The organism is Methylobacterium sp. J-118, from assembly GCF_057836565.1.
Window position 1 is genome coordinate 255,410 of record NZ_JBYQFA010000001.1, and the last position, 23,759, is coordinate 279,168.

Annotated in this window: 25 protein-coding genes and 1 tRNA gene; 13 read left to right on the forward strand and 13 right to left on the reverse strand. The window is 70.8% G+C overall.

The features are described from left to right. Positions 1-53: 53 nt before the first annotated feature. From AC3IF3_RS01225 to AC3IF3_RS01240, 4 genes are all read left to right on the forward strand, one after another. Entirely contained in the window at positions 54-1,361 is a 1,308-nt protein-coding gene (locus AC3IF3_RS01225) for a capsule polysaccharide biogenesis protein (protein ID WP_243967927.1), read from the forward strand. A 107-nt stretch (positions 1,362-1,468) separates the two neighbouring features. Continuing rightward, a complete protein-coding gene (locus AC3IF3_RS01230) occupies positions 1,469-2,236 on the forward strand; it encodes an SDR family NAD(P)-dependent oxidoreductase (RefSeq protein ID WP_243967928.1) in 768 nt (255 codons plus the stop codon). Next, positions 2,236-3,096, forward strand: a complete 861-nt coding sequence (locus tag AC3IF3_RS01235; RefSeq protein ID WP_243967929.1) for a formyltransferase family protein — start codon at positions 2,236-2,238, stop codon at positions 3,094-3,096. The genes AC3IF3_RS01230 and AC3IF3_RS01235 overlap by 1 nt, the downstream gene beginning before the upstream one ends. Positions 3,097-3,212: 116 nt before the next feature. After that, the gene (locus AC3IF3_RS01240; RefSeq protein ID WP_243967930.1) at positions 3,213-3,623 is read left to right on the forward strand and encodes a flagellar basal body rod protein FlgC; all 411 of its coding nucleotides are present in this window, start codon (positions 3,213-3,215) and stop codon (positions 3,621-3,623) included. Here the strand turns inward: AC3IF3_RS01240 and AC3IF3_RS01245 are convergent. The 3 genes from AC3IF3_RS01245 to AC3IF3_RS01255 form a co-directional block, all read right to left on the reverse strand. Continuing rightward, on the reverse strand, positions 3,616-5,010 hold the full coding sequence (locus AC3IF3_RS01245) for an amino acid permease (RefSeq protein WP_489226872.1): 1,395 nt from the start codon (positions 5,008-5,010) through the stop codon (positions 3,616-3,618). The genes AC3IF3_RS01240 and AC3IF3_RS01245 overlap by 8 nt on opposite strands. Before the next feature lie 103 nt (positions 5,011-5,113). Then, a complete protein-coding gene (locus AC3IF3_RS01250; RefSeq protein WP_489226874.1) occupies positions 5,114-5,761 on the reverse strand; it encodes a hypothetical protein in 648 nt (215 codons plus the stop codon). Then, positions 5,754-7,754: a hypothetical protein gene (locus AC3IF3_RS01255; RefSeq protein WP_489226876.1), complete on the reverse strand. Its 2,001-nt coding sequence runs from the start codon at positions 7,752-7,754 to the stop codon at positions 5,754-5,756. The genes AC3IF3_RS01250 and AC3IF3_RS01255 overlap by 8 nt, the downstream gene beginning before the upstream one ends. A 262-nt stretch (positions 7,755-8,016) precedes the next feature. Here AC3IF3_RS01255 and rpsO point away from each other — a divergent pair, with 262 nt between their 5' ends. From rpsO to AC3IF3_RS01270, 3 genes are all read left to right on the forward strand, one after another. Next, a complete protein-coding gene (rpsO, locus tag AC3IF3_RS01260) occupies positions 8,017-8,286 on the forward strand; it encodes a 30S ribosomal protein S15 (protein ID WP_243916762.1) in 270 nt (89 codons plus the stop codon). Positions 8,287-8,496: 210 nt separating this feature from the next. Beyond that, complete coding sequence (gene pnp, locus AC3IF3_RS01265; protein WP_243967935.1) at positions 8,497-10,716, forward strand: polyribonucleotide nucleotidyltransferase; 2,220 nt, start codon at positions 8,497-8,499, stop codon at positions 10,714-10,716. Between the two features lie 336 nt (positions 10,717-11,052). Continuing rightward, positions 11,053-11,274, forward strand: coding sequence for a YgaP-like transmembrane domain (locus AC3IF3_RS01270; RefSeq protein WP_489226878.1), 222 nt, complete (start codon positions 11,053-11,055; stop codon positions 11,272-11,274). A gap of 76 nt (positions 11,275-11,350) precedes the next feature. On the opposite strand, the gene AC3IF3_RS01275 is transcribed toward AC3IF3_RS01270, so the two are convergent. After that, the gene (locus tag AC3IF3_RS01275; RefSeq protein WP_243967937.1) at positions 11,351-11,614 is read right to left on the reverse strand and encodes a GlsB/YeaQ/YmgE family stress response membrane protein; all 264 of its coding nucleotides are present in this window, start codon (positions 11,612-11,614) and stop codon (positions 11,351-11,353) included. 181 nt (positions 11,615-11,795) lie between these two features. Between AC3IF3_RS01275 and AC3IF3_RS01280 the strand changes: the two genes are divergently transcribed. Both AC3IF3_RS01280 and AC3IF3_RS01285 read left to right on the forward strand, forming a co-directional pair. Further along, positions 11,796-12,152 carry a RidA family protein gene (locus AC3IF3_RS01280; RefSeq protein WP_243967938.1) on the forward strand — a complete coding sequence of 119 codons (357 nt, stop codon included), beginning with the start codon at positions 11,796-11,798 and terminating at the stop codon, positions 12,150-12,152. A gap of 20 nt (positions 12,153-12,172) precedes the next feature. Then, positions 12,173-13,258, forward strand: coding sequence for a polyamine ABC transporter substrate-binding protein (locus AC3IF3_RS01285; protein ID WP_489231208.1), 1,086 nt, complete (start codon positions 12,173-12,175; stop codon positions 13,256-13,258). Positions 13,259-13,499: 241 nt separating this feature from the next. Here AC3IF3_RS01285 and AC3IF3_RS01290 read toward each other — a convergent pair whose 3' ends face one another. The 3 genes from AC3IF3_RS01290 to AC3IF3_RS01300 all read right to left on the reverse strand — a co-directional run bounded on the left by AC3IF3_RS01290 (position 13,500) and on the right by AC3IF3_RS01300 (position 16,777). Then, positions 13,500-13,913 (reverse strand): DUF3597 domain-containing protein, encoded by a 414-nt coding sequence (locus AC3IF3_RS01290; protein WP_243967939.1) that lies wholly within the window; start codon positions 13,911-13,913, stop codon positions 13,500-13,502. 598 nt (positions 13,914-14,511) lie between these two features. Next, the gene (locus tag AC3IF3_RS01295) at positions 14,512-14,835 is read right to left on the reverse strand and encodes a hypothetical protein (RefSeq protein ID WP_489226880.1); all 324 of its coding nucleotides are present in this window, start codon (positions 14,833-14,835) and stop codon (positions 14,512-14,514) included. Positions 14,836-14,926: 91 nt separating this feature from the next. Further along, positions 14,927-16,777 carry a DEAD/DEAH box helicase gene (locus AC3IF3_RS01300; RefSeq protein ID WP_489226882.1) on the reverse strand — a complete coding sequence of 617 codons (1,851 nt, stop codon included), beginning with the start codon at positions 16,775-16,777 and terminating at the stop codon, positions 14,927-14,929. A 197-nt stretch (positions 16,778-16,974) separates the two neighbouring features. Between AC3IF3_RS01300 and AC3IF3_RS01305 the strand changes: the two genes are divergently transcribed. After that, positions 16,975-17,058, forward strand: a tRNA-Tyr gene (locus AC3IF3_RS01305). 16 nt (positions 17,059-17,074) lie between these two features. On the opposite strand, the gene ruvC is transcribed toward AC3IF3_RS01305, so the two are convergent. Beyond that, positions 17,075-17,710 carry a crossover junction endodeoxyribonuclease RuvC gene (ruvC, locus tag AC3IF3_RS01310; RefSeq protein ID WP_279598321.1) on the reverse strand — a complete coding sequence of 212 codons (636 nt, stop codon included), beginning with the start codon at positions 17,708-17,710 and terminating at the stop codon, positions 17,075-17,077. A 75-nt stretch (positions 17,711-17,785) separates the two neighbouring features. On the opposite strand from ruvC, the gene AC3IF3_RS01315 reads away from it, so the two are divergent. Continuing rightward, a complete protein-coding gene (locus AC3IF3_RS01315; RefSeq protein ID WP_489226883.1) occupies positions 17,786-18,358 on the forward strand; it encodes a peroxidase-related enzyme in 573 nt (190 codons plus the stop codon). A gap of 10 nt (positions 18,359-18,368) precedes the next feature. Here the strand turns inward: AC3IF3_RS01315 and AC3IF3_RS01320 are convergent, their stop codons facing one another. Then, complete coding sequence (locus tag AC3IF3_RS01320) at positions 18,369-18,689, reverse strand: YnfA family protein (protein ID WP_489220443.1); 321 nt, start codon at positions 18,687-18,689, stop codon at positions 18,369-18,371. Positions 18,690-18,793: 104 nt separating this feature from the next. Here AC3IF3_RS01320 and AC3IF3_RS01325 point away from each other — a divergent pair, with 104 nt between their 5' ends. Both AC3IF3_RS01325 and AC3IF3_RS01330 read left to right on the forward strand, forming a co-directional pair. After that, on the forward strand, positions 18,794-19,777 hold the full coding sequence (locus AC3IF3_RS01325) for a tyrosine recombinase XerC (protein WP_489226885.1): 984 nt from the start codon (positions 18,794-18,796) through the stop codon (positions 19,775-19,777). A gap of 121 nt (positions 19,778-19,898) precedes the next feature. Continuing rightward, positions 19,899-20,774, forward strand: coding sequence for a response regulator (locus AC3IF3_RS01330; RefSeq protein WP_243967949.1), 876 nt, complete (start codon positions 19,899-19,901; stop codon positions 20,772-20,774). 195 nt (positions 20,775-20,969) lie between these two features. On the opposite strand, the gene lpdA is transcribed toward AC3IF3_RS01330, so the two are convergent. Genes lpdA through AC3IF3_RS01350 form a run of 4 tightly spaced genes read right to left on the reverse strand, consistent with a single transcriptional unit; the run spans position 20,970 to position 23,754 of the window. Next, the gene (gene lpdA, locus AC3IF3_RS01335) at positions 20,970-22,370 is read right to left on the reverse strand and encodes a dihydrolipoyl dehydrogenase (RefSeq protein ID WP_489226888.1); all 1,401 of its coding nucleotides are present in this window, start codon (positions 22,368-22,370) and stop codon (positions 20,970-20,972) included. Positions 22,371-22,430: 60 nt separating this feature from the next. After that, complete coding sequence (locus AC3IF3_RS01340) at positions 22,431-23,180, reverse strand: SDR family oxidoreductase (protein ID WP_489226890.1); 750 nt, start codon at positions 23,178-23,180, stop codon at positions 22,431-22,433. 8 nt (positions 23,181-23,188) lie between these two features. Next, positions 23,189-23,503 (reverse strand): DUF2442 domain-containing protein, encoded by a 315-nt coding sequence (locus tag AC3IF3_RS01345; protein WP_489226892.1) that lies wholly within the window; start codon positions 23,501-23,503, stop codon positions 23,189-23,191. After that, complete coding sequence (locus AC3IF3_RS01350) at positions 23,500-23,754, reverse strand: DUF4160 domain-containing protein (RefSeq protein WP_489226893.1); 255 nt, start codon at positions 23,752-23,754, stop codon at positions 23,500-23,502. Before AC3IF3_RS01350 ends, AC3IF3_RS01345 begins: the two co-directional genes overlap by 4 nt. Between the last annotated feature and the right edge of the window lie 5 nt (positions 23,755-23,759).

Below are 23,759 nucleotides of genomic sequence, written 5' to 3' on the forward strand. Positions count from 1 at the left end.
TCTCGCCGGTGCGGTTCAGCCGGTCACAGGGTCAAGGATAGAAGCGCCGCGGAATGCAACAACCCGCCCTCGACGCAGTCCGGAACCGCCCCGCGACCTTCCTGTTCCTGCAAGGAATCGCCACGCCGTTCTTCTCCGATCTCGGGAAGGCGCTGCGCGCCCGGGGCCATGAGGTCCGGCGCATCAATCTCTGCCCCGGCGACTGGCTGTTCTGGACCGGTGCGGCGGACAATTACCGCGGCCGCCGCGAGGCCTGGGGGGAGTACCTCGAGGCCTATCTGACCCGCGAGGGCGTGACCGACATCGTGCTGTTCGGCGACTGCCGGCCGTTCCACAAGGCCGCCCGGATGATCGCCGAATACCGCGGCCTGCGGGTCCACGTGTTCGAGGAGGGCTATATCCGCCCGAACTGGATCACCTGCGAGCTCGGCGGCGTGAACGGCTTCTCGTCCCTGCCCCGGACGGCCGACGCGATCCGCGCCCTGGCGCGGCGGCTGCCCCAGCCCGGACGGGCGATGCCCTCCACGGGCGACATGGCGCGCCGGAGCGTGTGGGACGTCGGCTACAACCTCGCCAACATCCTGTTCCCCTACCTCTTCCCGCATTTCCGCAGCCACCGGCCGACCCATATCGCCGCCGAGTACGCGGGCTGGATCAAGAAGTTCGCCCGCCGCGCCCATACCCGCCGCGAGGCGGCGCGCTGCGACGAGATCTACCGCGCGGTCGGCTGCGACTACTTCCTGCTGCCGCTCCAGCTCGACAGCGATTACCAGATCCGGGTCCACTCGCCGTTCCTCGGCGTCGAGGGCTTCATGGACCGGGTGATCAAGTCCTTCGCGGACGCCTCCGCGGCGCCGACCCGGCTTCTGGTGAAGCTGCATCCGCTGGACAGCGGCCTGATCAACTGGCGCCGGTTCGCCCGGGACTCGGCCCGGCGGCACGGCGTCAGCGACCGGCTCGATTTCATCGACGGCGGTGACCTGCCGGCCCTGATCAAGGGGGCCCGCGGCGTGGTGATCGTCAATTCGACGGTGGGCATGCTGTCCCTGGAGATGGGGTGCCCGACCCACGCGGTCGGCACCGCGATCTACAACATGGCCGAGCTGACCCATCAGGGCGATCTGGACGGATTCTGGAAGAACCCGACGCCGCCCGACATGGGCCTGATGGCCGATTTCCGCCGGGTCGTCCTGCACAGGACGCAGGTCAATGGCGGCTTCTTCTCCAAGGAGGCCATCGACCGGGCCGTGGCCGGCTCCGTGCCGCGCATGGAATCCGCCCTGCCCGATTCGATGCTGGCGGCGGCGCGGGCGATCCGCGAGGCGGCCGACCGGAACGGCGAGCTCGCGCCGGTCTACTGATCATGCTCATGGCCGTATGGGTCCGTCTCGGCCTCGGACACGGCTTTCACAGCCGGTGAGTCCGGCGAGGCCTTGATCTTTCCACGCCGGGCAGCGTAACCCGCCGCATGCCCCGTATCCTGATCACCGGCGCGTCGAGCGGCATCGGCGCCGCGCTGGCGCGCCATTACGCCCGGACCGGCGTGAGCCTCATCATCGTCGGCCGCAACGCCGAGCGCCTCGAGATCGTCGCCCGGGATTGCCGCGCCAGCGGCGCCGCCGTCGAGACCGCTCGCCTCGATACCCGAGACCGGGCCGCCACGGTGGCGCTCGTGCACCGGGCGGATGCCGCCGCACCCCTCGATCTGGTCGTCGCCAACGCCGCGGTGAACGGCGGCAATCAGGAGGGGCAGGTCGAGTCCGAGGACGTGGCCTTCGAGACCGCGGACATCAACTACACCGGCTCGCTCAACGTGGTGCTGCCCAGCCTGACGCTGATGCTCCGGCGCGGCCAGGGGCAGATCGTCCTGATGTCGTCCCTGGCGGCCTATGCGCCGCTCCAGGACGCCCCGGCCTATAGCGGCGCCAAGGCGGCGCTCGTCGCCCACGGCCTGGCCCTGCGCCAGAAGGTCGGGCCGCGGGGCGTGAAGGTCAACGTCGTGACGCCCGGCTACGTGAAGACCCCGATGGGCGGCGAGCTGAAGGGCTGGCGGCCCCTGGAGATCAGCGCCGAGGAAGCGGCCGTGCGCATCGCCAAGGGCATCACGGCCAACCGCGACGTGATCGCCTTCCCGTTCATCCTCACGGCTCTGGCGCGCACTGTGCTGCTCCTGCCGGAGAGCGTCCGCAGGGCCGGGCTCTACGCGTTCCGGTTCCAGCGGCGGAAGCGCCGCTGATGGGCCGCCCCCGGATCGCGCTGTTCGTCCTGGAGGCGCTGCCGAACGCCCGCGTGGTGCGCCGGCTCGTCGCCGATCATCGGGCCGACATCGCCTTGGTGGGTCTCTCGAATGCCGAGCGGCCGTCGAGCGGCGGCCTGACCGGGCAGGTCCGGCGGCACCTCGCCCGCTCGGGCCCCGGGATCCTGCCCTATCTGGCGGTCAATTTCGGCCTGCCCGATCTGCTGCGCCCGCTGGCACCCCTGACCCAGGCGGTGGCCGGCAGCGGTGACGCGCCGGAATCGACGCCGCTCAAGACCCTGTGCCGGCGCCTCGGCATCCCGACCCTGACGGTCGACGACGTCAACGGCCCCGCCGTGGCGCAGACCCTGCGGGACACGGCCCCCGACCTGATCCTCACCTACCATTTCGACCAGATCCTGAAGCCCGAGACCATCGGGCTGGCGCGGCTCGGGGGCATCAACGGCCATCCCGGCCTGCTGCCGCGCCACCGCGGCCCGGTGCCGACGATCCACGCCCTGGCGGAGGGTCCGGGCAGCTTCGGCATGACTCTCCACCGCCTGGCCGCCGCCATCGATACCGGGGCGATCCTCGACCAGGAGGCGGTGCCCCTGCCCCCCGGCACCACCGCCACGAGGGCGGCCGTGGCGCTCCACGCCCACGGGCGCGGGATGCTGGACCGGCTGCTCGACGCCGTCGCCCGCACCGGCGCCCTGCCGGAGGGCCGGACCGCCGAAGTTCTACCCTATTGCCCGTTCCCCGATCGCACGATGCTGGCCGCCCTGCGCCGCCGGAACCTGCGGCTGACCGACGGGCGGGATCTCCGGGAGGCGCTGAGCCTCTCCGGCAAGGCGCCGTGAGGGCCGCCGCGGTGCACGACGTCGCGACGGCCGTTCCGGGAGGCGCTTAACCGGCGGTTAAGCCTGTTCGTCAAAGAAACGGTGACGGTTTCCCCGACGCCCGACCAGGCCCTCGCATGCCGGATACCAGCGCCCTCCATTCGGCCTCCGACGCGCTGGCCGCCGGCCGGCAGGTGCAGAGCGGCCGGATCCGCACGATCTCCGAGAACCTCGCCAACGCCGATTCGGCCGCCGAAACGCCCGGCGGGGTGCCCTACGCCCGCAAGATCGCGGTGTTCACGCCCGTCGTCGCCGACAGCCCGCGCGATCCGGTGGGCCGCGTCGTGCGCGACACCAGCGCGTTCCGTACCCGCTACGACCCATCCAGCGCCGCCGCCGACAGCCGGGGCTATATCCGCCTGCCCAACGTGAATGCCGCAACGGAGACGGCCGATCTGCAGACGGTGGTCCGGAACTACGAGGCCAACCTCAGCGCCTCGGGCATCCTCGACGGGTTGACGCAGGCGACCATCAATCTCCTCAGTTGATCCGGACGTGGTGCCGGCCGTAGCCGGCATAGACGGCGAGCCCGATCGCGAGCCAGATCGCCAGGCGGATCCAGGTCTCGGCCGGCAGCGAGGCCATCAGCGCGACGCAGGACAGGATGCCGAGCCAGGCCGTCAGCGTCGCCGCCGGGACGCGGAACGGGCGCGGCCGGTCCGGATCGGTCCGGCGCAGGATCAGCACCGTGGCGCAGACGAGGCAGAACGCCAGGAGCGTGCCGATGCTGACGATCTCGCCCAGGACGTCGATCGGCACGAGTCCCGCCACCGCGGCCGTGAACAGGCCGATCACCAGCTGGCTGGCCACCGGCGCCCGGGTCACCGGATGGACCCGGCAGAACATCTTCGGGAGGAACCCGTCCCGGGCCATGGCGAAGAAGATCCGGCCCTGCCCGTAGAGGGCGGTCAGCGCCGAGGTGGTCAGACCGATCAGGGCACCGACCTTGACCGCCGTGGCGAAGGCGGACAGCCCGATGGCGTCGACCGCCTTGGCCACCGGATCGGCGACGTCCAGGTCGCGGTAGGGGACGAGGCCGGTGAGCACGGCGGCCATCGCCACGTACAGCACAGTGGTGATCAGGAGCGAGCCGATCAGCCCCACCGGCGCGTCGCGCTGCGGCGCCCGGCACTCGCCCGCGGCGGTGGCCACCGTCTCGAACCCCACGAAGGCGAAGAACACCACCGCGGCCCCGCGGAACACGCCGCTCCAGCCATAGGCGCCGAAGGCGCCGGCATTGTCCGGCACGAAGGGGTGCCAGAGTTCCGGCCGGAGATGGACCGCGCCGACGGCCACGAAGGCCAGGATGATCGCCACCTTGCAGCCCACCAGCAGCCCGGTCACCCGGGAGGCCTCCCGGGTGGCGCGCGTCAGCAGGCCGGTGAGCAGCAGGACGATGGCGACCGCCGGCAGGTTGACGAGGCCGCCGTCGCCGGGGGCGCCGGCCAGGGACGGCGGCAGCCGCAGGCCGAAATCCGCCGCGAGCGACTGCGCGTAGCCCGACCACCCGACCGCCACGGTCGCGGCCGCCACGGCGAATTCGAGCACGAGGTCCCAGCCGATGATCCAGGCGGGAAACGCTCCCAGGCTCGCCCGGGTGTAGGTGTAGGTGGAGCCCGCCTCCGGGATCATGGCCGCCAGCTCGGCGTAGCACAGGCCGACGAAGCCGCAGGCGATCCCGCCGATCACGAAGGACAGGCTCAGCGCGGGGCCGGCATATTGCGCCGCCGCCGTCCCGGTCAGCACGAAGATGCCCGCGCCGATCGTGGCGCCGAGGCCGATCGCGACGAGCCCCGGCGCGGTGAGAGTCCGGGCCAGCGTCCGGTCCGCTCCGGACGCGTCGCTGCCCTGCCCCGTCACGGCCGGTTCCGCCATCGTGCGCGTATCCACGTTGATCGCCCCCTGATCGACCCTGCTGCGCGCCGGAGCAAGATGCACGCCCCGCGGCCGGTCGAACCGGACCCCGCCGTCGCGCCCGTCACTCCGGCCGGTCCCGACGCAGGCTCCACCGCTGCGCGGGCGCGGGTTCGGGCGTCGGCAGCGGCTCGACCAGCCTTGTATCGGTCCGGAAGGCCTGGGCGACGAGGCCGGCGAGGCGGATGAAGGCGCGGCCCTGCGGGGTGATGACGTACCCGTCCGCCGTGGGCGCCAGGTTGCCCGAGGCCGTCTGCTCGGCCAAGCGCCGCTCCATCTGGCGGAACTCCCCGAGATAGATCGCCTCGAACAGCGTCCGGGCCCGCTCCGCATCGAAGCTCTCGTCGGGATGGGCCGCCATCTGTCCGAGCAGGAACACGCTGATCGAGCGGTCGACCGTGACCGGGAGGACCACGAGGACGCTCAGGTTCAGGGACAGCGACAGCGCGCAGGCCCCGAGCGCGTCGCGGCGGCGCAGGCCCCAGCCCCGGCCGAGACCGGCGAGGGACGCCGTCGCCGCGAGGGTGATCAGGAAGGCCGCGAGCAGCAGGACGAGGCCCCGGTAGAACAGGATCGTCATGCCGGCGCAGAGCTCGGTCTGGAACAGCAGCACGAAGCCGCCGAAGCCGAGGGCGAGCGCGCCCGCGTGCAGCAGCGCCTGGGCGCCGAGCCAGCGCAGGATCCGGCCGGCGCGCGTGGGAGCCTCAATCATCGAGGTCCTCGACGCGCAGGATCCGCACGAGGGGCGCCGCATAGGCGGCTCGTGTGCGCCGGATCCAGGAGTCCGGCGCGTTCCAGGCGGCGTCCGCCGCGGTGACCACCAGCGCGCCGATGCCGGCCTCGGCGGCCCGGCGGCGCACCTCCGCGCCGGTCAGGGTCGCGCCGAAGATCGGGGAGACCGTAGCGAGCCGCGCCGCGACCGCCCCGGGGGCCGCGCCGAACAGGCGCGCCTCGCGGTCGGCCACCGCCACCGGCTGGCCGCCGTAGAGGCCGAAAGGGAACACCCGCGCCGGGATCGGCGAGGCCTGCAGGACCAGGTCCCGGGGCAGGTGCGTGCCGGCCCAGGCATAGGCCGCGCGCAGGGCCCGGTCGATGTCGGGGCGGCCGTTGAGGAAGGCGAATCTGGGATGGCCGGCGGCCGGATAGGCGCGCATCCCGGCAAAGCCGTAGAGCGTCGTGGCGTAGCCGAGGAGCAGGAGCGCGCCGAGCGATCCCGCGAGTCTGAGCCGGGTGCCGTCGCGGGTCCGGGTCAGGGCCACGACGGTCCAGCCCAGCGCCGCTACCTGCGCGAGCAGGACCACCCGGGCGCCGAGGTCGTTGTAGAGGATCGCCGAGCGCAGGAATCCACCGAGCAGCAGGCTCGACACCGCGCCGATCGTCAGCAGCCGGCCCGCCTCGCGGGCATGGGCCTCGCGCCGCGGGACGATCCGCCAGAACAGGAGCGCGCCCCCCGCGAAGACCCCCAGCGCGACGTAGTAGTTGACCGGCAGCAGGATCGGCCGGAGCAGGGCAAGGGTCGGTTCGTCGAAAAGCGGCTCCACGGGGCCGAAGCGCCGGACCGCGAACTGGATCGTGCCGCCGGTATCGGCCCGGTTGGCCAGGAGGCCGAGAAGGTAGGGCGCGGCCAGGACCGCGCCGAGCAGCCCGGCCGCCGCGAGCCGGGCCGCGGCGCGCCAGCGGTGCTCGACGGCGAGCAGCCCCAGCCAGATCCCGGCCGCCGCCACCGTGCCCAGGCAGACCCAGACCGACAGCGCCGCGCAGGCCGCGAAGGCCGTCCCCGCCGTGACGATGCCGGCACTCTGCGCGCGCCGATCCGACTCCGCCCGGTCGGCGATCTCGGCGAGCGCCAGGAGGCCGAGCCATCCCGCCAGGGCGGCGGCGACGTGATGCGGCACCCAGACCAGGGAGGTCGGCCAGTTCACGACCTGCTCGTTCAGCCATTCCGGGATGGGGATCCAGTATCCCGAGGTCGCCCGGTTGAAGGCGACCAGCAGGATGTTGAGGCCGCCCGCCGGCAGGAGCACGAGCACGGCCCGGCGTAGGAGCCGGGGCGGGATGTCCCCGACGAGCCCAGTGGCGGCGAGGAGCCGGTCCAGCAGGCCGAGGAGCGCGATGCCGGTCCAGAAGGCGAGTCCCGCGAAGGCGGTGCGCCCGTCGACGAGGCGGCCCCCGGCCCAGTCCACCAGGGCGGTCAGCGTGTAGAACCCGTAATAGTAGCCGGCCCGCTCCGGGCGGGCGAAGAACGGATCCACCGGCGGCAGGCCGTGCTCGACGATCCCCCGGGTCAGGGCGGCGTGCTTGACGAGGTCGATGACCGTGATCGGCTGGTAGAGGGCGACGCCGGTGTCGATGTCGATCAGCGCATAGGCCACGATCCCGAGCCAGAGCGCGGCGAGGGCCAGGGCCCCCCGGTCGACCGGACCGCGCAGGTCCCGGAGGGCCGGTCTCAGGGCGGCGAGCCCGAGTGCCGCGTTCGCCAGGGCTGCCACCGGCACGTCGGCCGCCTGGATCAGCAGCCCGTCGAGGGCGGGCAGGAGCCCGATGCCGAGGAGCGCCGCGCAGAGGAGCCGGTCGCCGGTCGCGAGCGTGCGGAAGCCGAGGATGCCGGTGATCGCGCCGAGCGCGTAGCCCGGCAGGACGACGAGGGGAACGCCGAGCAGCGTCGCGAGCAGGACACCGCACGCATCCGAGAGGGTGCCGTTCATTGCCGGGCCGCGTTTCGTGCGGGCTCCCGCTTAGCACCGGGGCGTTAACCGTTTCCTCAAGGACCCGCGATCGGGCCCGGGGCTGGCATAACTGGCAGTTTCGTGTATGGATCCGGCAGCTTCGACCCGGGTGACCGGGCGGGGCTTGAGCCGCTTGGCGCTGTGACCGTGCTGGACGACATCCCGGCACCGGCCGAACGCCGAGCCCGCGCGCGCCCGTTTGGGGCGCCGCATCCGACCAGCACAACCCGAAAGGCATGCGATGTCGATCACGGCAGAGCGCAAGACCGCGCTCATCAAGGAACACCGCAAGGACGCCAAGGACACCGGGTCCCCCGAGGTCCAGGTGGCGATCCTCACCGAGCGGATCGCCAACCTCACCGGCCACTTCAAGACCCACGCCAAGGACAACCATTCCCGGCGCGGCCTCCTGAAGATGGTCTCGCAGCGCCGCTCGCTGCTCGACTACGTCAAGCGCAAGGACGAGGCCCGCTACCGCGCCCTCATCGAGCGTCTCGGCATCCGCCGCTAAGGCACGTTTCGCGCGGTTCCGGGCCCGGCCCGGGGCCGCGTTTCACCATCGGGGGCTGCCGGAATGGGTCCGGCCGCCCCACAAGCGGGCCGCTTCGAGGCGCCGGCATCGGGGCAGGATCGCGAGACACTTCGCCGTGGAAGTGTCTCGCCGTCTTGCCCCCGGGCGGCGCCGGGCTTGGGCCCGCCGCAGGCAAGGAAGAGATCAAGAATGTTCGACGTTCAACGCGAAGAGCTGATGTGGGGTGACCGCAAGCTCGTGCTGGAGACCGGCAAGGTCGCCCGTCAGGCCGACGGCGCCGTGGTCGCCACCTACGGCGACACCTCGGTGCTCGCCACCGTGGTCGCCACGAAGGAGCCGAAGGCCGGCATCGACTTCATGCCGCTCACCGTGAACTACCAGGAGCGCGCCTACGCGGCCGGCCGCATTCCCGGCGGCTACTTCAAGCGCGAGGGCCGGCCCTCCGAGAAGGAGACCCTGGTCTCCCGCCTGATCGACCGCCCGATCCGTCCGCTCTTCGTCCAGGGCTGGCGCAACGACACCCAGGTCGTCGTCACCGTCCTGACCCACGACCTCGAGAACGATCCGGACATCGTCGCGATGGTCGCGGCCTCCGCGGCGCTGACCCTGTCGGGCGTCCCGTTCATGGGCCCGATCGGCGGCGCCCGGGTCGGCTACATCAACGGCAGCTACCGGCTGAACCCGTCGGTCACCGAGACCAAGGAGGAATCGGCCCTCGACCTCGTGGTCGCCGGCACGCAGGACGCGGTGCTGATGGTCGAGTCGGAGGCTAAGGAGCTCTCCGAGGACGTGATGCTCGGCGCCGTGATGTTCGGCCACAAGCACTTCCAGCCGGTGATCGAGGCGATCGTCCGCCTGGCCGAGAAGGCCGCCAAGGAGCCGCGCGACTTCAGGGCCCCCGAGAACGCCGACGTCGAGACGGCGGTGCTGGAGGTCTGCGAGGCCGAACTCCGCGCCGCCTACACCAAGACCGTCAAGCAGGAGCGCTACGCCGCCGTCGACGCCGTGAAGGCGAAGGTGATGGCCGCCCTCTGCCCGGAGGGCGCGGAAAAATTCCCGGCCGAGAAGGTCAAGGCTGCCTTCAAGGAGGCCCAGTCGAAGGTGGTCCGCTGGAACATCCTGGACAGCGGCGCCCGCATCGACGGCCGCGACGTGAAGACGGTCCGCCCGATCCTCTCCGAGGTCGGCGTGCTGCCCCGCGCCCACGGCTCGGCGCTGTTCACCCGCGGCGAGACCCAGGCGCTCGTGGTGGCGACGCTCGGCACCGGCGAGGACGAGCAGTTCATCGACGCGCTGGAAGGCACCTACAAGGAGCGCTTCCTGCTCCACTACAACTTCCCTCCCTATAGCGTCGGCGAGACCGGCCGGATGGGCTCCCCGGGCCGTCGCGAGATCGGCCACGGCAAGCTCGCCTGGCGGGCGATCCGCCCGGTGCTGCCGCCGGCCCACGAGTTCCCCTACACGATCCGCGTGGTGTCGGAGATCACGGAGTCCAACGGCTCGTCCTCGATGGCCTCGGTCTGCGGCGGCTCGCTGTCGCTGATGGATGCCGGCGTGCCCCTGCGCCGTCCGGTGGCGGGCATCGCCATGGGCCTCATCCTCGAGGGTGAGCGCTTCGCGGTCCTGTCCGACATCCTCGGCGACGAGGATCACCTCGGCGACATGGACTTCAAGGTGGCCGGCACGGACGAGGGCGTGACCTCGCTCCAGATGGACATCAAGATCGCCGGCATCACCGAGGAGATCATGCGGGTCGCCCTCGACCAGGCGAAGGACGGGCGTGCCCACATCCTCGCCGAGATGGCCAAGGCCCTGACGGCCGCCCGTCCGGAACTCGGCGAGTACGCGCCGCGCATCGAGACGATGCAGATCCCGACCGACAAGATCCGCGACGTGATCGGCACCGGCGGCAAGGTGATCCGCGAGATCGTCGAGAAGACCGGCGCCAAGATCAACATCGAGGATACCGGCATCGTCAAGATCGCCTCCGCCGACGGCAAGGCGATCAAGGCGGCCTACAACTGGATCCGCTCGATCGTGGCGGAGCCGGAGATCGGCGTGATCTACGACGGCACGATCGTGAAGTGCATGGAGTTCGGCGCCTTCGTGAACTTCTTCGGCGCCAAGGACGGCCTGGTCCACATCTCGGAACTCGCCGCGAACCGGGTCGCCAAGGTGCAGGACGTCGTCAAGGAAGGCGACAAGGTCAAGGTGAAGTTCCTCGGCCAGGACGACCGCGGCAAGATCCGCCTGTCCATGAAGGTCGTCGACCAGCAGACCGGCGAGGACATCACCGAGAAGGTGAAGGCCCAGCGCGACGCCGACCGGCCCGAGCGCGGCGACGAGCCGCGCGAGCCCCGCGAGGGCGGCCGTCACCGCGGCGAGCGCCGCCGCGAGGCGGGCGAGTAAGCCGCGCCCCGAACCGGCCCCGGCCGGTGCGGGACGTCAATGACGGGCGCGGTCTTCCGGGGCCGCGCCTTTTTCTTTGGGCCGCGCCGACACCGCGCTGAACCGGGAGCCCGTCGCTGCCGCGCCGGGGGAGCAGGGTTCTGTCGCCCAGACGCTTCGGCCCGTAACCGCGGCGCGATGCCGCCGTCATGTCCCCGCCTCCGGGCGATCCGCCGCCACGGAGGGAATGTCGGCCCGGCGGTACCCCTGCCGTGGGCGGCAATCCGTTCGGATGGCGGCGGGAACGCGACCGGCCCCTCCGCGTTCGCCCGGCGACCTCAACGCAGGGATTTTTCCATGGCCAACGACATGATGCACGATATCTTAAGTGGACAGCCGAACCTGTCGACAACGGAACGCGCCGTCTCGGTGGCCCTAGGCCTCGGGATCGCCGCCGCAGCCGCGCAGCCGCGGCCCAACAAGTTTCTGAGCCTGCTGGCCCTGGTCGTCGGTGTCGGCCTCGCGGTGCGCGGGGCGACCGGCCATTGCGCCGTGAAGGCCGCCTCCGAGCATCTCTGAGCGGCCGCTGGCCTCCGAGCGACAAAAAAGGGGCGCCCCGCGGGGCGCCCCTCTCGTTTCATGCGTCCCGGAACGCTTAGATCGTGGTGCTGCGCCGGCTCGCGATCAGGCCGTAGATGAACAGCACCACCACGGCGCCCACGATGGCCCCGATGAAGCCCGCGCCCTGATTGGGGCCGTACCAGCCGACCGCCTGGCCGATGAAGGTCGCCACGAAGGCGCCGACGATGCCGAGGATCGTGGTCAGGATGAAGCCCGACGGCTCATTCGGCCCCGGCATGACGAACTTGGCGATGATGCCGGCCAGGAAGCCGATGACGATGGTCCAGAGGATACCCATGACAAACCCCAGTGCGTGATTGACGATGCCGGCAGAACGCGCCGCGGCCCGCGACGGTTGCCCGCACCCGGTGACGGGACGTCGAATTTCCGCCCGTTCCCGCGGCGCGCGGACGCGCCGCCCTTTACGGCCGCCCCGGGGCCGCGGCAGATACGCCTGTTCCGAGGTAGTGGAGACGGGTATGGATGTTCAGCGGATCGAGCCGGGCAAGCGGATGTCGCAGGCCGTTGCCTTCGGCGACATGGTCTACCTCGCCGGGCAGGTGGCCGCCGATACGGTCGGCACCGGCGTGACGATCCAGACCCAGCAGATCCTGGTGGAGATCGACCGGCTGCTGGCCGTGGCCGGGAGCGATAAGGCGCGCATCCTCTCGGCCACCGTCTACCTCGCCGACATGGCGACCTTCGCGGAGATGAACGCCGCTTGGGACGCCTGGGTCTCGCCGGAGAATCCCCCCGCCCGCGCCACGGTCGAGGCGAAGCTCGCCGGACCCGAATACCTCGTCGAGATCGTGGTCGTGGCCGCGAGGAGCCGGTGACCGGCCCCCGCCGCACTGTTCTGGCGGCCGTCGCGGCCGCCCTGTTGGCTGCCCTCGGCGCCGCGGCTCCGGCCGCGGAGGAGCGGGTCCTCAACATCTACAACTGGTCCGACTATATCGACCCGACGGTGCTCGACGCCTTCACCCGCGAGACCGGCATCAAGGTCGTCTACGACACCTACGACAACAACGAGATCCTGGAGACCAAGCTGCTGGCGGGGCGGTCCGGCTACGACATCGTCGTGCCGTCCGGGCCGTACCTGCAACGGCTGATCCGGGCCGGCGCCTTCCTGCTCCTCGACAAGACCAAGCTCAAGAACCTCGGCAACCTCTGGCCGGAGGTCAGCAGCCGCCTCGCGGTCTACGACCCGGGCAACGCTTACGCGGTCGATTACATGTGGGGCACCACGGGCATCGGCTACAACGTCGCCGCCCTGCGGGAGCGCCTGGGCGCCGGCGCGGCGCTGAACTCCTGGAGCCTCGTCCTCAATCCCGCCTCCGCCAACAGGCTCAAGGAATGCGGGATCATGATGCTCGATTCCCCCGAGGACCTGATCCCGAGCATGCTCCCGGCCTTCGGGGCCAAGGCCGATTCCAAGCGCTGGGACGACCTGACCCTGGTGACGGATGCCCTCTACAAGGTGCGCGGCACCGTGCGGAAGTTCCACTCCTCCGAGTATATCCAGGCCCTGGCCAACGGCGACATCTGCGTGGCGGTCGGCTACTCGGGCGACGTGATGCAGGCCAAGCGCCGGGCGGAGGAGGCCAAGAACGGGATCGAGATCGCCTACGTGGTGCCCAAGGAGGGGGCGCTGATGTGGTTCGACACCTTCGCGATCCCGAAGGACGCCGCCCACCCGGCCGAGGCGCTCGCCTTCATCGACTACATGATGCGGCCGGAGGTGGCTGCGGCCAACACCAACTTCGTGGCCTATGCCAGCGGCAACCTCGCGGCGAAGCGCTTCGTGAAGCCCGAGATCCTGAACAATCCCGGTATCTACCCGGACGAGGCGACGATGCAGCGCCTGTCGATCAACACCGCCTGGGACGACCGCACGCAGCGTTTCGTCACGCGACTCTGGACGCGGGTTCGCACGGGACGCTGAGCGGGGACGTCGGGGGATGAGGGATCCGGTCTGACTGCTCATCCTGAGATTCCGCAACGTAGCGGAGGCCTCGAAGGAGGGATCGAGGGATCGCCCCGGACTCTGGAGAGCTTCTTCGAGACCCGCTGCCTCGGACGCCTCAGGACAAGGCAGAGGCCGGGATACAGAACGGGTCCACAGGCGGTGGGAGCCCCGGCAGCGCGCCGTGCCGGGGCTTGCGTTCGACGGTCGCGGGCCAGTCCTAGTGCTTGAGGTCGTCCGGAACCTTGCCGCCGTTCTCGGCAAGCTTCTGCATGACCTGCTTGTGCAGCCAGATGTTCATCGCGGCCGAATCGTCCTTGTCGCCGGTGTAGTGCAACTCGTCGGCGAGCTGCTTGCGCGAGGCAAGGCCTGAATCGAGGTCGAGCAGCTTCATCAGGTCGACGATGGAGTGGCGCCAGTCGAGCGTCTGCGAGTTCTTCTCCGCGAGGCCGGTGAGGACCGCCGCCACGTCGACCGGCTCGCCGCCGCCGGGAGCGCCCGCCGTCGAGGGTGTGGACGGATTGCTCGAGCCGGCCGATCCGCCCGAACCCGCCGTGGGTGCGGGTGCCGCATCCGCGCTCCCGCCGCCGAAGGGGTGGAGGATTTTGCCGACGATGCTGCCGAGGAGGCTCATGAGTCCGCTCCGATGATCACAGCCCGACTGAGGCGTCGGGCGGGCGTTAAACTGGCGGTGGCGCGGGGCGTTCCGAGAATCGGCCCCGGCGACGCATCCTAACCGCGGGCGCCGTGCAGCGCGACGCCGAGCAGGCCGAGACCGAGCACGAGACAGACGCCGCTCCAGCGCTCCAACGTGGCGGAGCGGGCGGGAACGCGCAACGAGACGGCGGCGAGACACACGCCGCAGATCAAACAAGCCAAGCTCATCACGGCGACCAGCGTGTTCCCCTGATTTCGGAATCGATGTGCGTACCCATAGTCAGTTTTCGCCGCTATGCCAGCGAAAAAAGAACGTAGTTATTCAGGATTGGCCGAATGACGGGCGTTCGATCGCGCGGGCGTGTTCTGTCGAAGAAAAATTTGATCTGACGTTGTGAGACGAGGGAGGTCGAGCTGATGAACGCCCGGAGCGTTCAGGCCGCGGGATCAATCGAACAAGATTAAACCTGTAGTAGATCAAAGAAAATCCGACTCGCCTATAAGATGCGGGTGTGCGTTCGACGCCCGGCAGGAACGGCGTCGGACCGGATTTCGATCCCTCGCGACGTGGCGGATCAGGCCGGGTCGAACAGCGCAGTGGCCATGGCGGCCCGTTCCTCCGCCCAGGTCCGGCGCGATTCCGGTCGGCCTGCGCGGCCGTACCAGTAGCGGGCATTCTCCGCGTCGCCCTCGATCCGGTGGAGATGGGCGTGAACCCAGGCCGCATCACGACCCGGCGCCTCCTGCACCAGGGCGTGTGCCCGCTCCCAGGCCGTCGAACCCGATCCGGACGGATCCCGGGCCAGCCACCAGAGCGCGGCCAACGGGGCCGGCCAAGACGCCGGGGGCGCGGCGTCGATCAGGGTCGCCGAGAAGGCGGCGGGCAGGCTCTCGGTCACGGCATTCTCCTCGCCTCCTGCGGCGGCTCCAAGCCCCTGATCCGCCGCGCGGGCTCACACCGGCCCGGTGCCCACCTCGGCGGCGAGCGCCCTATCGGCCGGCGGCGCGTGCCGGCGGCCAGGGGCCCCGGCGCTGGCGGGCGGACCACGCGTAGCGGGCATCGCCGTCGAGACGGTCGAGATGGTCCGACAGGCGGTTGCGTTCAAGCCAGCTCAGCGCTGCCTCCAGTTCGGGCAGGGTCATGGTCGCGCGGCCCTTGCCGAGCACGCGTTTTAGCACGGCGTTGTAGCGATGCGCGAGATTGCCGCCGCGGGGCACCCGCAGGGACGCCTCGTCCTCCACCGCCTGCGCGGCTACCGCGGCGGCGAGCCTCTGCCGCAGGGTGCGCTCGGTGATCGAGGGCAGTTCGGGGGCGGGCGCCGTCGGGACAGCCTCGACGAGGCGCGGGCGCAGCAGGGCGTAGCGGAGCCCGATGGCGTTGCTCTCCAGGGGGGTGATTCCGCCCGGATCCTCGTCGCGCCAGGGGGTCCGTTCCGGGACCAGGGCGCTCGCCGGGCGCTCGCGTCGGGGCCGGGCGGCGCTGCCCTGCTCGGTCTCGAGCTCCAGGCGGAAACGGGCGAAGAGCGGGTCGTCCGGGTGGAAGATCAGGGCCTGCTGGGTGTCGTAGGCGCCGGCATGCGGATCGACCCGGGTCGCCCGCGCCAGCATCTGTTCGAGCCAGGGCCGCGAGCGGATATGGGTGAGCGCCGCCACCACCGCGACCTCGGGGGCGTCGAGCCCTTCGTAGGCCATCGCCACCGTCACCAGCACGGCGGGTTCGGGGGTCAGCCGGAACGCCGCCAGGGCCGCGTGGGCGTCGCCCTGGCCGGAGGTGGCCAGCCGGACGTCGCGCTCACCCTGCCCCGCCGGCATCCAGCCGCGCAGGGTCGTCAGATAGGCGCGCGCGCTCGCCTGATCCGGCGCGACCACGAGGAGCTTGCCGAGGCCCCGCGCCGGCTCGCCCGGCGCGAGGCGGTGCTCGGCCCGGCGGCGGGCCCGGAGGCGTTTGGTGGCGAAGAACGCCTCGCTCAGGAGATCCCGGGCAAAACCGGTCCGCAGGGCCGTGAACAGGGCCGGCCGCGTGGTCACCCGCACCGATCCGGCGCCCAGCCGGTGCGGCCCGACTCGGGGCGCGTCGCCGGAGATCCGGCCGCCCTCGAGCCAGCTCGCCTCGCCGTCGATGGCCCCGAAGGTGACCGGCAGCACCGCCCGCTCGCTCAGCGCCTGCGTCCGGGAATAGCCGACCACCGCGAGCCCGGGCGCTTCCAGGTTGAGTTCGGGCCCGCGGCCCGGCGCGGCGGGGTGATAGGGCAGCCCCAGGATCCGGCGCCCGTCCGCCCGCTCCAATGTCCCGGACAGATAGAGACTGATCGCGGCCGCCTCCATCACCGGCAGCATCGCCCGGGACCAGGCCCCCGCCTCCGCATCCTCCGCGTCGGCCGCCTCCGCGCCCGGTCGGCCGGGCACCGGTAGGTGGTGGACCTCGTCGATCACCAGGAGGGTGCGGTGCGCCTTGGCTTCCGCGAGATGCAGCGCCGGCGCGGCGGCGACCGCCTGATAGGTGGTGATGTAGCCCGAGAGCCCGCGGGCCGGGTCGCGCTCGTTATCGGCCGCGCGCACGCTGAGGGCGTGTCCGAAGACGCTGCGCCAGAGCGGATCGGCGAAGGCCTCCTCGGCCTGCAGGCGCAGGGAATCCCGCGGGACCACCCAGACGACGCGCTCGACCAGGCCGGCCGCGATCAGGCTCTGCGCGGCGATCACCGGCAGCAGCGACTTGCCGCCGCCGGGCGTCACCGCCGCGAGGATTTTTTGGATATGGGCCGCCTCGCCGCGCGCCATGGCGTCGACCAGGGCCATCAGCGTGCGCTGGTGGGACCGCAGGGACGGGGCGGGGCGGGTCAATGGCCGGCGAAGCAGGGCGACATCCGCGCACCGTGGCCGATCCCGATTCCTTTGTGAATCCCTCCGGTCGCGGAACGTTCGCGTTTCCTTCGCGCCGGGCGGCCGGATGCACCGGGTTCGGCGGATCGGCGCACGACAAGCGTTGACACCCGGCGAGCCCCTCACCATAAGGGCGCCGCGGGCGAGAAACCCGCCTTGGGGGAATGTCCCGAGCGGCAAAGGGGGCGGACTGTAAATCCGCTGCGTAAGCTTCGTAGGTTCGAGTCCTACTTCCCCCACCAAGATATCCCGATCCCGTCAGCCCTGTTTCGCCAGCGCCGCCTCGATGCGCGCGGCTGCGGCGGCGGAGAAACCCTTCCCTTCGAGCCCCTGCCCCGCGGCCGCCTGGCCTGTCAGGCTCCGGCGCTTGCCCGCGGGCAGATGCGCCCTGCGGAGCGCGTGCGCGTCCCGGTGACTGGCATGGGTGATCGCGATGGCCAGCGCGTCGGCGGCGTCGGCGACGCGGAACTCGGCCTTGGGCAGCAGGAAGCGCACCATCGCCTGGATCTGGACCTTCTCGGCGTGGCCGGAGCCCGCCACGGTCTTCTTGATCAGGTTGGCGGCGTATTCGAACACCGGTAGCCCGGCGAGCGCCGGCACCAGGAGCGACACGGCCCGGGCATGACCGAGCTTGAGCGTCGCCTGCGCGTCCTTGTTGACGAAGGTCTCCTCCACGGCGACCTCGTCGGGCCGCACCGCCTCGACCACGCGCCCGACCCCCTCGAACAGTTCGCGCAACCGCAGGGCCAGCGGCAGGTCGCCGTCCGACGTGACGACGCCGCAATCGCCGTAGGTGAGCTTGGTGCCCTGCGCGGTGATGACGCCCCAGCCCGTGCGCCGGAGGCCGGGATCGATGCCGAGGATACGGACGGAGCTGTTTACAGGGCTGATCATGGGCTCCACGGCTCGACGAACGGCCCGAGGCTGCCGTACGTATCGTGAACGCCTGGTTTCACCAAGGGACGATCGATGCCTGCGGACACGCCGATCAGCCGCTTTCCGTTGCCGAATCTCTCCGACATGCCGGAGGATCTGCGCGCCCGGATCGCCCTCGTGCAGGAGAAGGCGGGCTTCGTGCCCAACGTCTTCCTGGCGCTCGCCCATCGTCCGGACGAGTTCCGCGCCTTCATGGCCTATCACGACGCGCTGATGGACCGGCCCGGCGGCCTCACCAAGGCCGAGCGCGAGATGATCGTGGTGGCCACCAGCGCGGCCAACGATTGCCTCTACTGCGTCGTGGCCCACGGGGCGATCCTGCGGGTCCGGGCCAAGGACGCGCGGATCGCCGACCAGATCGCGATCAACTATGCCAAGGCCGAGATCACGCCGCGGCAGCGGGCGATGCTCGACTTCGCCATCAAGGTCGCGACGGCGGCGCAGACCGTCGAGGCGCAGGACCATGCCGCGCTCGCCGGGCACGGGTTCAGCCAGGGCGACATCTGGGACATCGCGGCGATCACCGCCCTGTTCGCCCTGTCGAACCGGATCGCCAGCGTGGCGGATCTGCGCCCGAACGCCGAGTTCTACGGGATGGGCCGCTGAACCCGACCGATCACCGGCGGCCCAGCAGGATGATCGCCGTCCCGGCGAGGCAGAGTGCACCGCCCGCGAGGTCCCATCGATCCGGGCGCTGGCCCTCCGCCAGCCACAGCCACAGGACCGAGGCGGCCACGTAGACCCCGCCATAGGCCGCGAAGGCGCGCCCCGCCGCCGGGCTGTCCACCCGGGTCAGCAGGACGGCGAAGGCCGCGAGCGCGGCCAGGCCCGGCAGCGCCCACCAGGCGGACCGTCCGAGCCGGAGCCAGGACCAGAACGCGAAGCATCCGGCGATTTCCGCGAGGGCGGCGCCGGCATAGGTGAGGAACGTCATGATCGGGGCTTGGCACAGGGCTCGGGGCGCGGCGAGCGCCGTGACGTCGGGCGTGGATCGCGGCGCGCGTTAAGCGTCCGGCAAGGGGGAACCGGTCGATTGGACCCATGAGCGCCGATGCCACCACCGACGACCTCCTGCTGATCCCGGGCGATGCGCGCCTGCGCGCCGTCGTTCTGGCCTGGATCGACGGGCTGGCGCGCGAGCGGCGGATGTCGCCCAATACCGTCGAGGCCTATGAGCGCGACCTGCGCCAATTCCTCCGCCACCTCGCGACGCGCCAGGGTACGCCGACGATCCCGATGCTCCTGGCCCTGAAGGTGCGCGACCTCCGCGCCTTCATGGCCGCGCGCCGGGCCGACGCGGTCTCGGGGCGCTCGTTGATGCGGATGCTCGCCGGCCTGCGGTCCTTCGGGCGCTACCTCGAACGCGAGGGGTACGGCACGGTCTCGGCGCTGGGCGGCGTGCGTTCGCCCAAGGTGCCGCGCCGGCTGCCGCGTCCCCTGCCGGTCGCCGCCGCGGTGGCGCTCACCGGGACGGAGATCCGTGCCGGTGAGGAGCGCGAGCCCTGGGTTCTGGCGCGGGATGCCGCCGTGCTGGCGCTCCTCTACGGTGCGGGTCTGCGTATCTCCGAGGCCCTCGGCCTCACGCGTCGGGACGCGCCGCTGCCGGGCACCGATCAGGTCACCGTGCTCGGCAAGGGCGGCAAGGAGCGCATGATACCGATCCTGCCCGTGGTCGCGCAGGCCGTGGCCGATTATCTCGCCGCCTGCCCGCTGCCCCTGGCGCCGGACGGGCCGCTGTTCGTCGGCGCCCGGGGCGGCCCGCTGTCGCCGCGGATCATCCAATATGCCGTCGCCCGCGCCCGGGGCGCCCTCGGCCTGCCCGACAGCGCGACGCCGCACGCCCTGCGGCACTCCTTCGCCACGCATCTCCTCGCCCGCAAAGGGGAGCTGCGCGCCATTCAGGAACTCCTCGGTCACGCCTCCCTCTCGACCACGCAGCTCTACACCCAGGTCGACGCGGCCCGGCTGATGAGTGCCTACGCGGCGGCTCATCCGAGGGCCGGCCGCTCACATAGATTATTATAGGCAAGGAATTCCGAGCCGATTTTGGTCTGAATTGACAGCTTATCCGTTCGAACGAGTGAACAGTCGATTTCTTTAAGAGCTTTGTCACCATCTGCAGCCACTCTGACGGATACGGACTGGGATGGCTTGGACGGACGTCATGGAGCTTGAGGGGGGGCTGACGCCCGCACGGGTCGTGATCGCGGATTGTGACGCGGGTCGCCGTGCGGCACTCTGCAACGTCGTGCGCCGCTTCGATCCCGCCGCCGTGATCGACGAGGCGACCTCGGGGCAGGCACTCTGCGACATCCTGCTCCGGCACCGCCCGACCCTCGCCTTCGTCGGCCTCGAGTTGGAGGATCTGAGCGGACCCGAGGCGGTCGCTGTGGCGCGGCGGGCGGGCGCGGAGCCGCCCTGCCTGGTGCTGGTCGCGAATCGCGTGCTGGCGCAATGGCAGGAGATCGCCACGAGTCTCGGCGCCTACGAGGTCCTGAAGACGCCCCTGGACCCGAGCCATATCGAGCAGCTGCTTCACGCGGATGCCCGCCGCCGTACGCCGACGCGGGCGCTGCTCGCCTGCTCGACGCCGGCCGGGCGCTCGGCCATCAGCCGCGTGGTCGCCCGGAGCGGGTTCGCCATCACCCTCGACGAGACGGATGACGGCCGCCATGCCCTCAAGCAGCTGAAGCTCGCGGCCTACGATTTCGCCTTCATCGACGTGAAGCTAGCCGGCATCGACGGGCTCGAACTCGCCTGCCAGATCCAGCCGCTCGGTCTCGCGACGCGGATCACCCTGCTGACCACCTCCGAGCCGGAATCGGTCGCGCAGGCCGGCCGCTACTTCGGCGTCGATGCCGTGCTGCGGATGCCGTTCTACGCCCGCGACATCGACCTCGCCCTGCACAACGCCCTCGGCCTGCGCCGGCCGTATCTCCTCAACGCCCTGACCGCGCCGCCTGCGCCGAGCGCATTGCTGCGGATCGCGGATCTGCCGAATCCCCGGCGCAAGATCGCCTGAACGGGCCGACACAGCAGGACGGGGCGGGGCAGTATTCACCCGTGCGCGGACCGCGTTCGCGCAGTGTCGGTGGATGAGCCAAGCACCAAGCGCCGCTTGCCTCCCCTCCCCGCAAGGGAGGGGGGAGCGCGAGCCCGGTCTCGACCGATCTGGCCGTCGCCCGTTCCCGGGGAATCCCGGGTGACGAACGCCCGCTCAGACGTGGATCGCGCGCTTGTTCACCGCGAGCGCGGCTTCCTTCACCGCCTCGGTGAGCGTCGGGTGCGCGTGGCAGGTCCGGGCGATATCCTCCGAGGAGGCGCCGAACTCCATCGCCACCGCGACCTCGGCGATCAGGTTGCCGGCATCCGCCCCGACGATGTGGACCCCGAGCACCCGGTCGGTCTGGGCGTCGGCCAGTACCTTCACGAAGCCCTCCGTCGTGCCGTTCGCCTTGGCGCGGCCGTTGGCCGTGAACGGGAATTTGCCGGCGTTGTAGGCGATGCCGTCCTTCTTCAGCTCCTCCTCGGTCTTGCCCACCGAGGCCACCTCCGGGAACGTGTAGACCACGTTGGGAATCACCCCGTAATTGACGTGGCCGGACTGGCCGGCCAGCATTTCCGCGATGGCGACCCCCTCGTCCTCAGCCTTGTGGGCGAGCATCGGTCCGGCGATCACGTCGCCGATGGCGTAGATGCCGGTGACGTTGGTGGCGTAATGGGCATCCGTGAGGATCCGGCCCTTCTCGTCCCGCTGGACGCCGACCGTTTCGAGGCCGAGACCCCCGGTGTAGGGCACCCGGCCGATCGCCACGAGGACCACGTCCGCCTGCAGCGTCTCGGCCGTGCCGCCCGCGGCCGGCTCGACGGTGACGCCCACGCCCTTCTTGCCGACCTCGACGCCGGTCACCTTGGTGGAGAGCCGAAAGTCGATGCCCTGCTTGGTCAGGATCCGCTGGAACTGCTTGCCGACCTCGCCGTCCATGCCCGGCAGCACCCGGTCGAGATACTCGACCACGGTGACCTCCGAGCCGAGCCGGCGCCAGACCGAGCCCAGCTCCAGCCCGATCACCCCGGCGCCGATCACCAGAAGCTTCTTCGGCACCCGGTCCAGCTCCAGGGCGCCCGTGGAAGAGACCACGACCTTCTCGTCGATGGTCACGCCCGGCAGCCGCGTCACGTCCGAGCCGGTAGCGATGACGATGCTCTTGGTCTCGAGCATCTGGTTGCCGCCATCCTCGGACACCACCTCGACCCGGCCGGCGCCGGCGATCCGGCCGGTGCCGTGGAAGGTGTCGACCTTGTTCTTCTTCAGCAGGAACTCGACGCCCTTGGTGTTCCCGGCCACGCCCTCGGCCTTGAAGGCCATCATCTTCCTGAGATCGAGCTTCACGCCGCTGACCTCGATGCCGAGATCGGGGAAATGCTTGCTCGCCTCCTCGAAGGCCTCGGAGGCGTGGAGCAGCGCCTTGGACGGGATGCAACCGACATTGAGGCAGGTGCCGCCGTGGGTCGCGCGCTTCTCGACCACGGCGGTGCGCAGGCCGAGTTGGGCCGCGCGGATCGCGCAGACGTAGCCGCCCGGGCCGGTGCCGATGACGACGAGATCGTAGGACATGTGCGTTCGCTTCCGCTCGGTCGTGCCGCGTCAGGACGGGCAGGGAATGTCAGGTCGGGATCAGCGGCCGCCGCCGATGTCGAGGATGGCGCCCGTGGTGTAGGCGGCCTCCTCCGAGAGCAGCCACGCGATCGGCGCGGCGACCTCCTCGGCGGTGCCGGCCCGGCCCATCGGCACGCCCGGGCCGAGGCGCGCCACCCGGTCGGGCTCGCCGCCGCTGGCATGGATCTCGGTGGCGATGATGCCGGGCGCGACCGCGTTCACGCGGATGCCCTCCCCGGCCACCTCCCGGGCGAGCCCGATCGTCAGCGAGTCGATGGCCCCCTTGGAGGCGGCGTAGTCCACGAACTGGCCGGGGCCGCCGAGCCGCGCCGCCACCGAGGACAGGTTGACGATGGCGCCTCCGGCCCCGCCGCGCCTGGTCGACATCCGCCGCACCGCCTCGCGGGCGCACAGGAAGCTGCCGACCACGTTGGTCTGCATCATCCGCTGCAGCCGGACCGCGCTCATGTCGGCAACATCCGACTTCACGTCGACCACGCCGGCGTTGTTGACGAGCGCGGCGAGCCGGCCGAGGCCGTCGGCGGCCTGGAACAGGGCGATCACGTCGGCCTCGTCGCCGACGTCGCCGCGCACCGCCAGCGCTCGGCCGCCTTTTGCGGTGATCGCCTCCGCCACCGCCTGGGCCGCGGCGGCATCCGCCACGTAGCTCAGGCAGACCGCGTAGCCGCGCTCCGCCAGGAGCAGCGACACCGCCCGCCCGATGCCGCGGCTGCCGCCGGTGACGATGGCGACCTTTGGTCCGTTCATCGGCTCACTCATGCGGCTGCAACGCGTCGCGTCTCGAACCGGCTCGCCAGATCCTCCACGATCTGGGTCTCGATCCGGATCCGCGTCGCGTCGGGACAGAAATCAATTTCCTCGCCCTCGACATCGAGGTTCCAGCCGAAGGTCCAGCCGTGCTCACCGACCGCAACCGTCCGGAAATACGCTTCGTCCTTCAGCGGCGCGAAGATGGGTCCGTCGGCGATCAGATCCGACAGGTCGACGATGCCTCCGAGACCGTCGTCGAACGTGATACGGAGTGTTGGGTAGTCCAGAGCCTCCACGGTGGCGATCCGATGTGTCGTCACGCGATCATCCCTCCGCTGTAGCGTCCGGCCCGGATCTCTCGCCAGATGTAGGCGACTTCTTCGCGGTTGGCACCCAGCCACGTCTGAATCGTCTTGAGTTTCGCGCGCGGCAGCTTCCCGCTGAGGACTTCTCCCGTGGCGATCGAAAGCTTGGCTTCTTGGCCGGCGAACAGCGCGTGCAGATGCGGAGGAAGATGTTCGTTGAGAAATATCACGATCCGAACGCCCTCGACGATCGCGATGGTCGGCATCGATC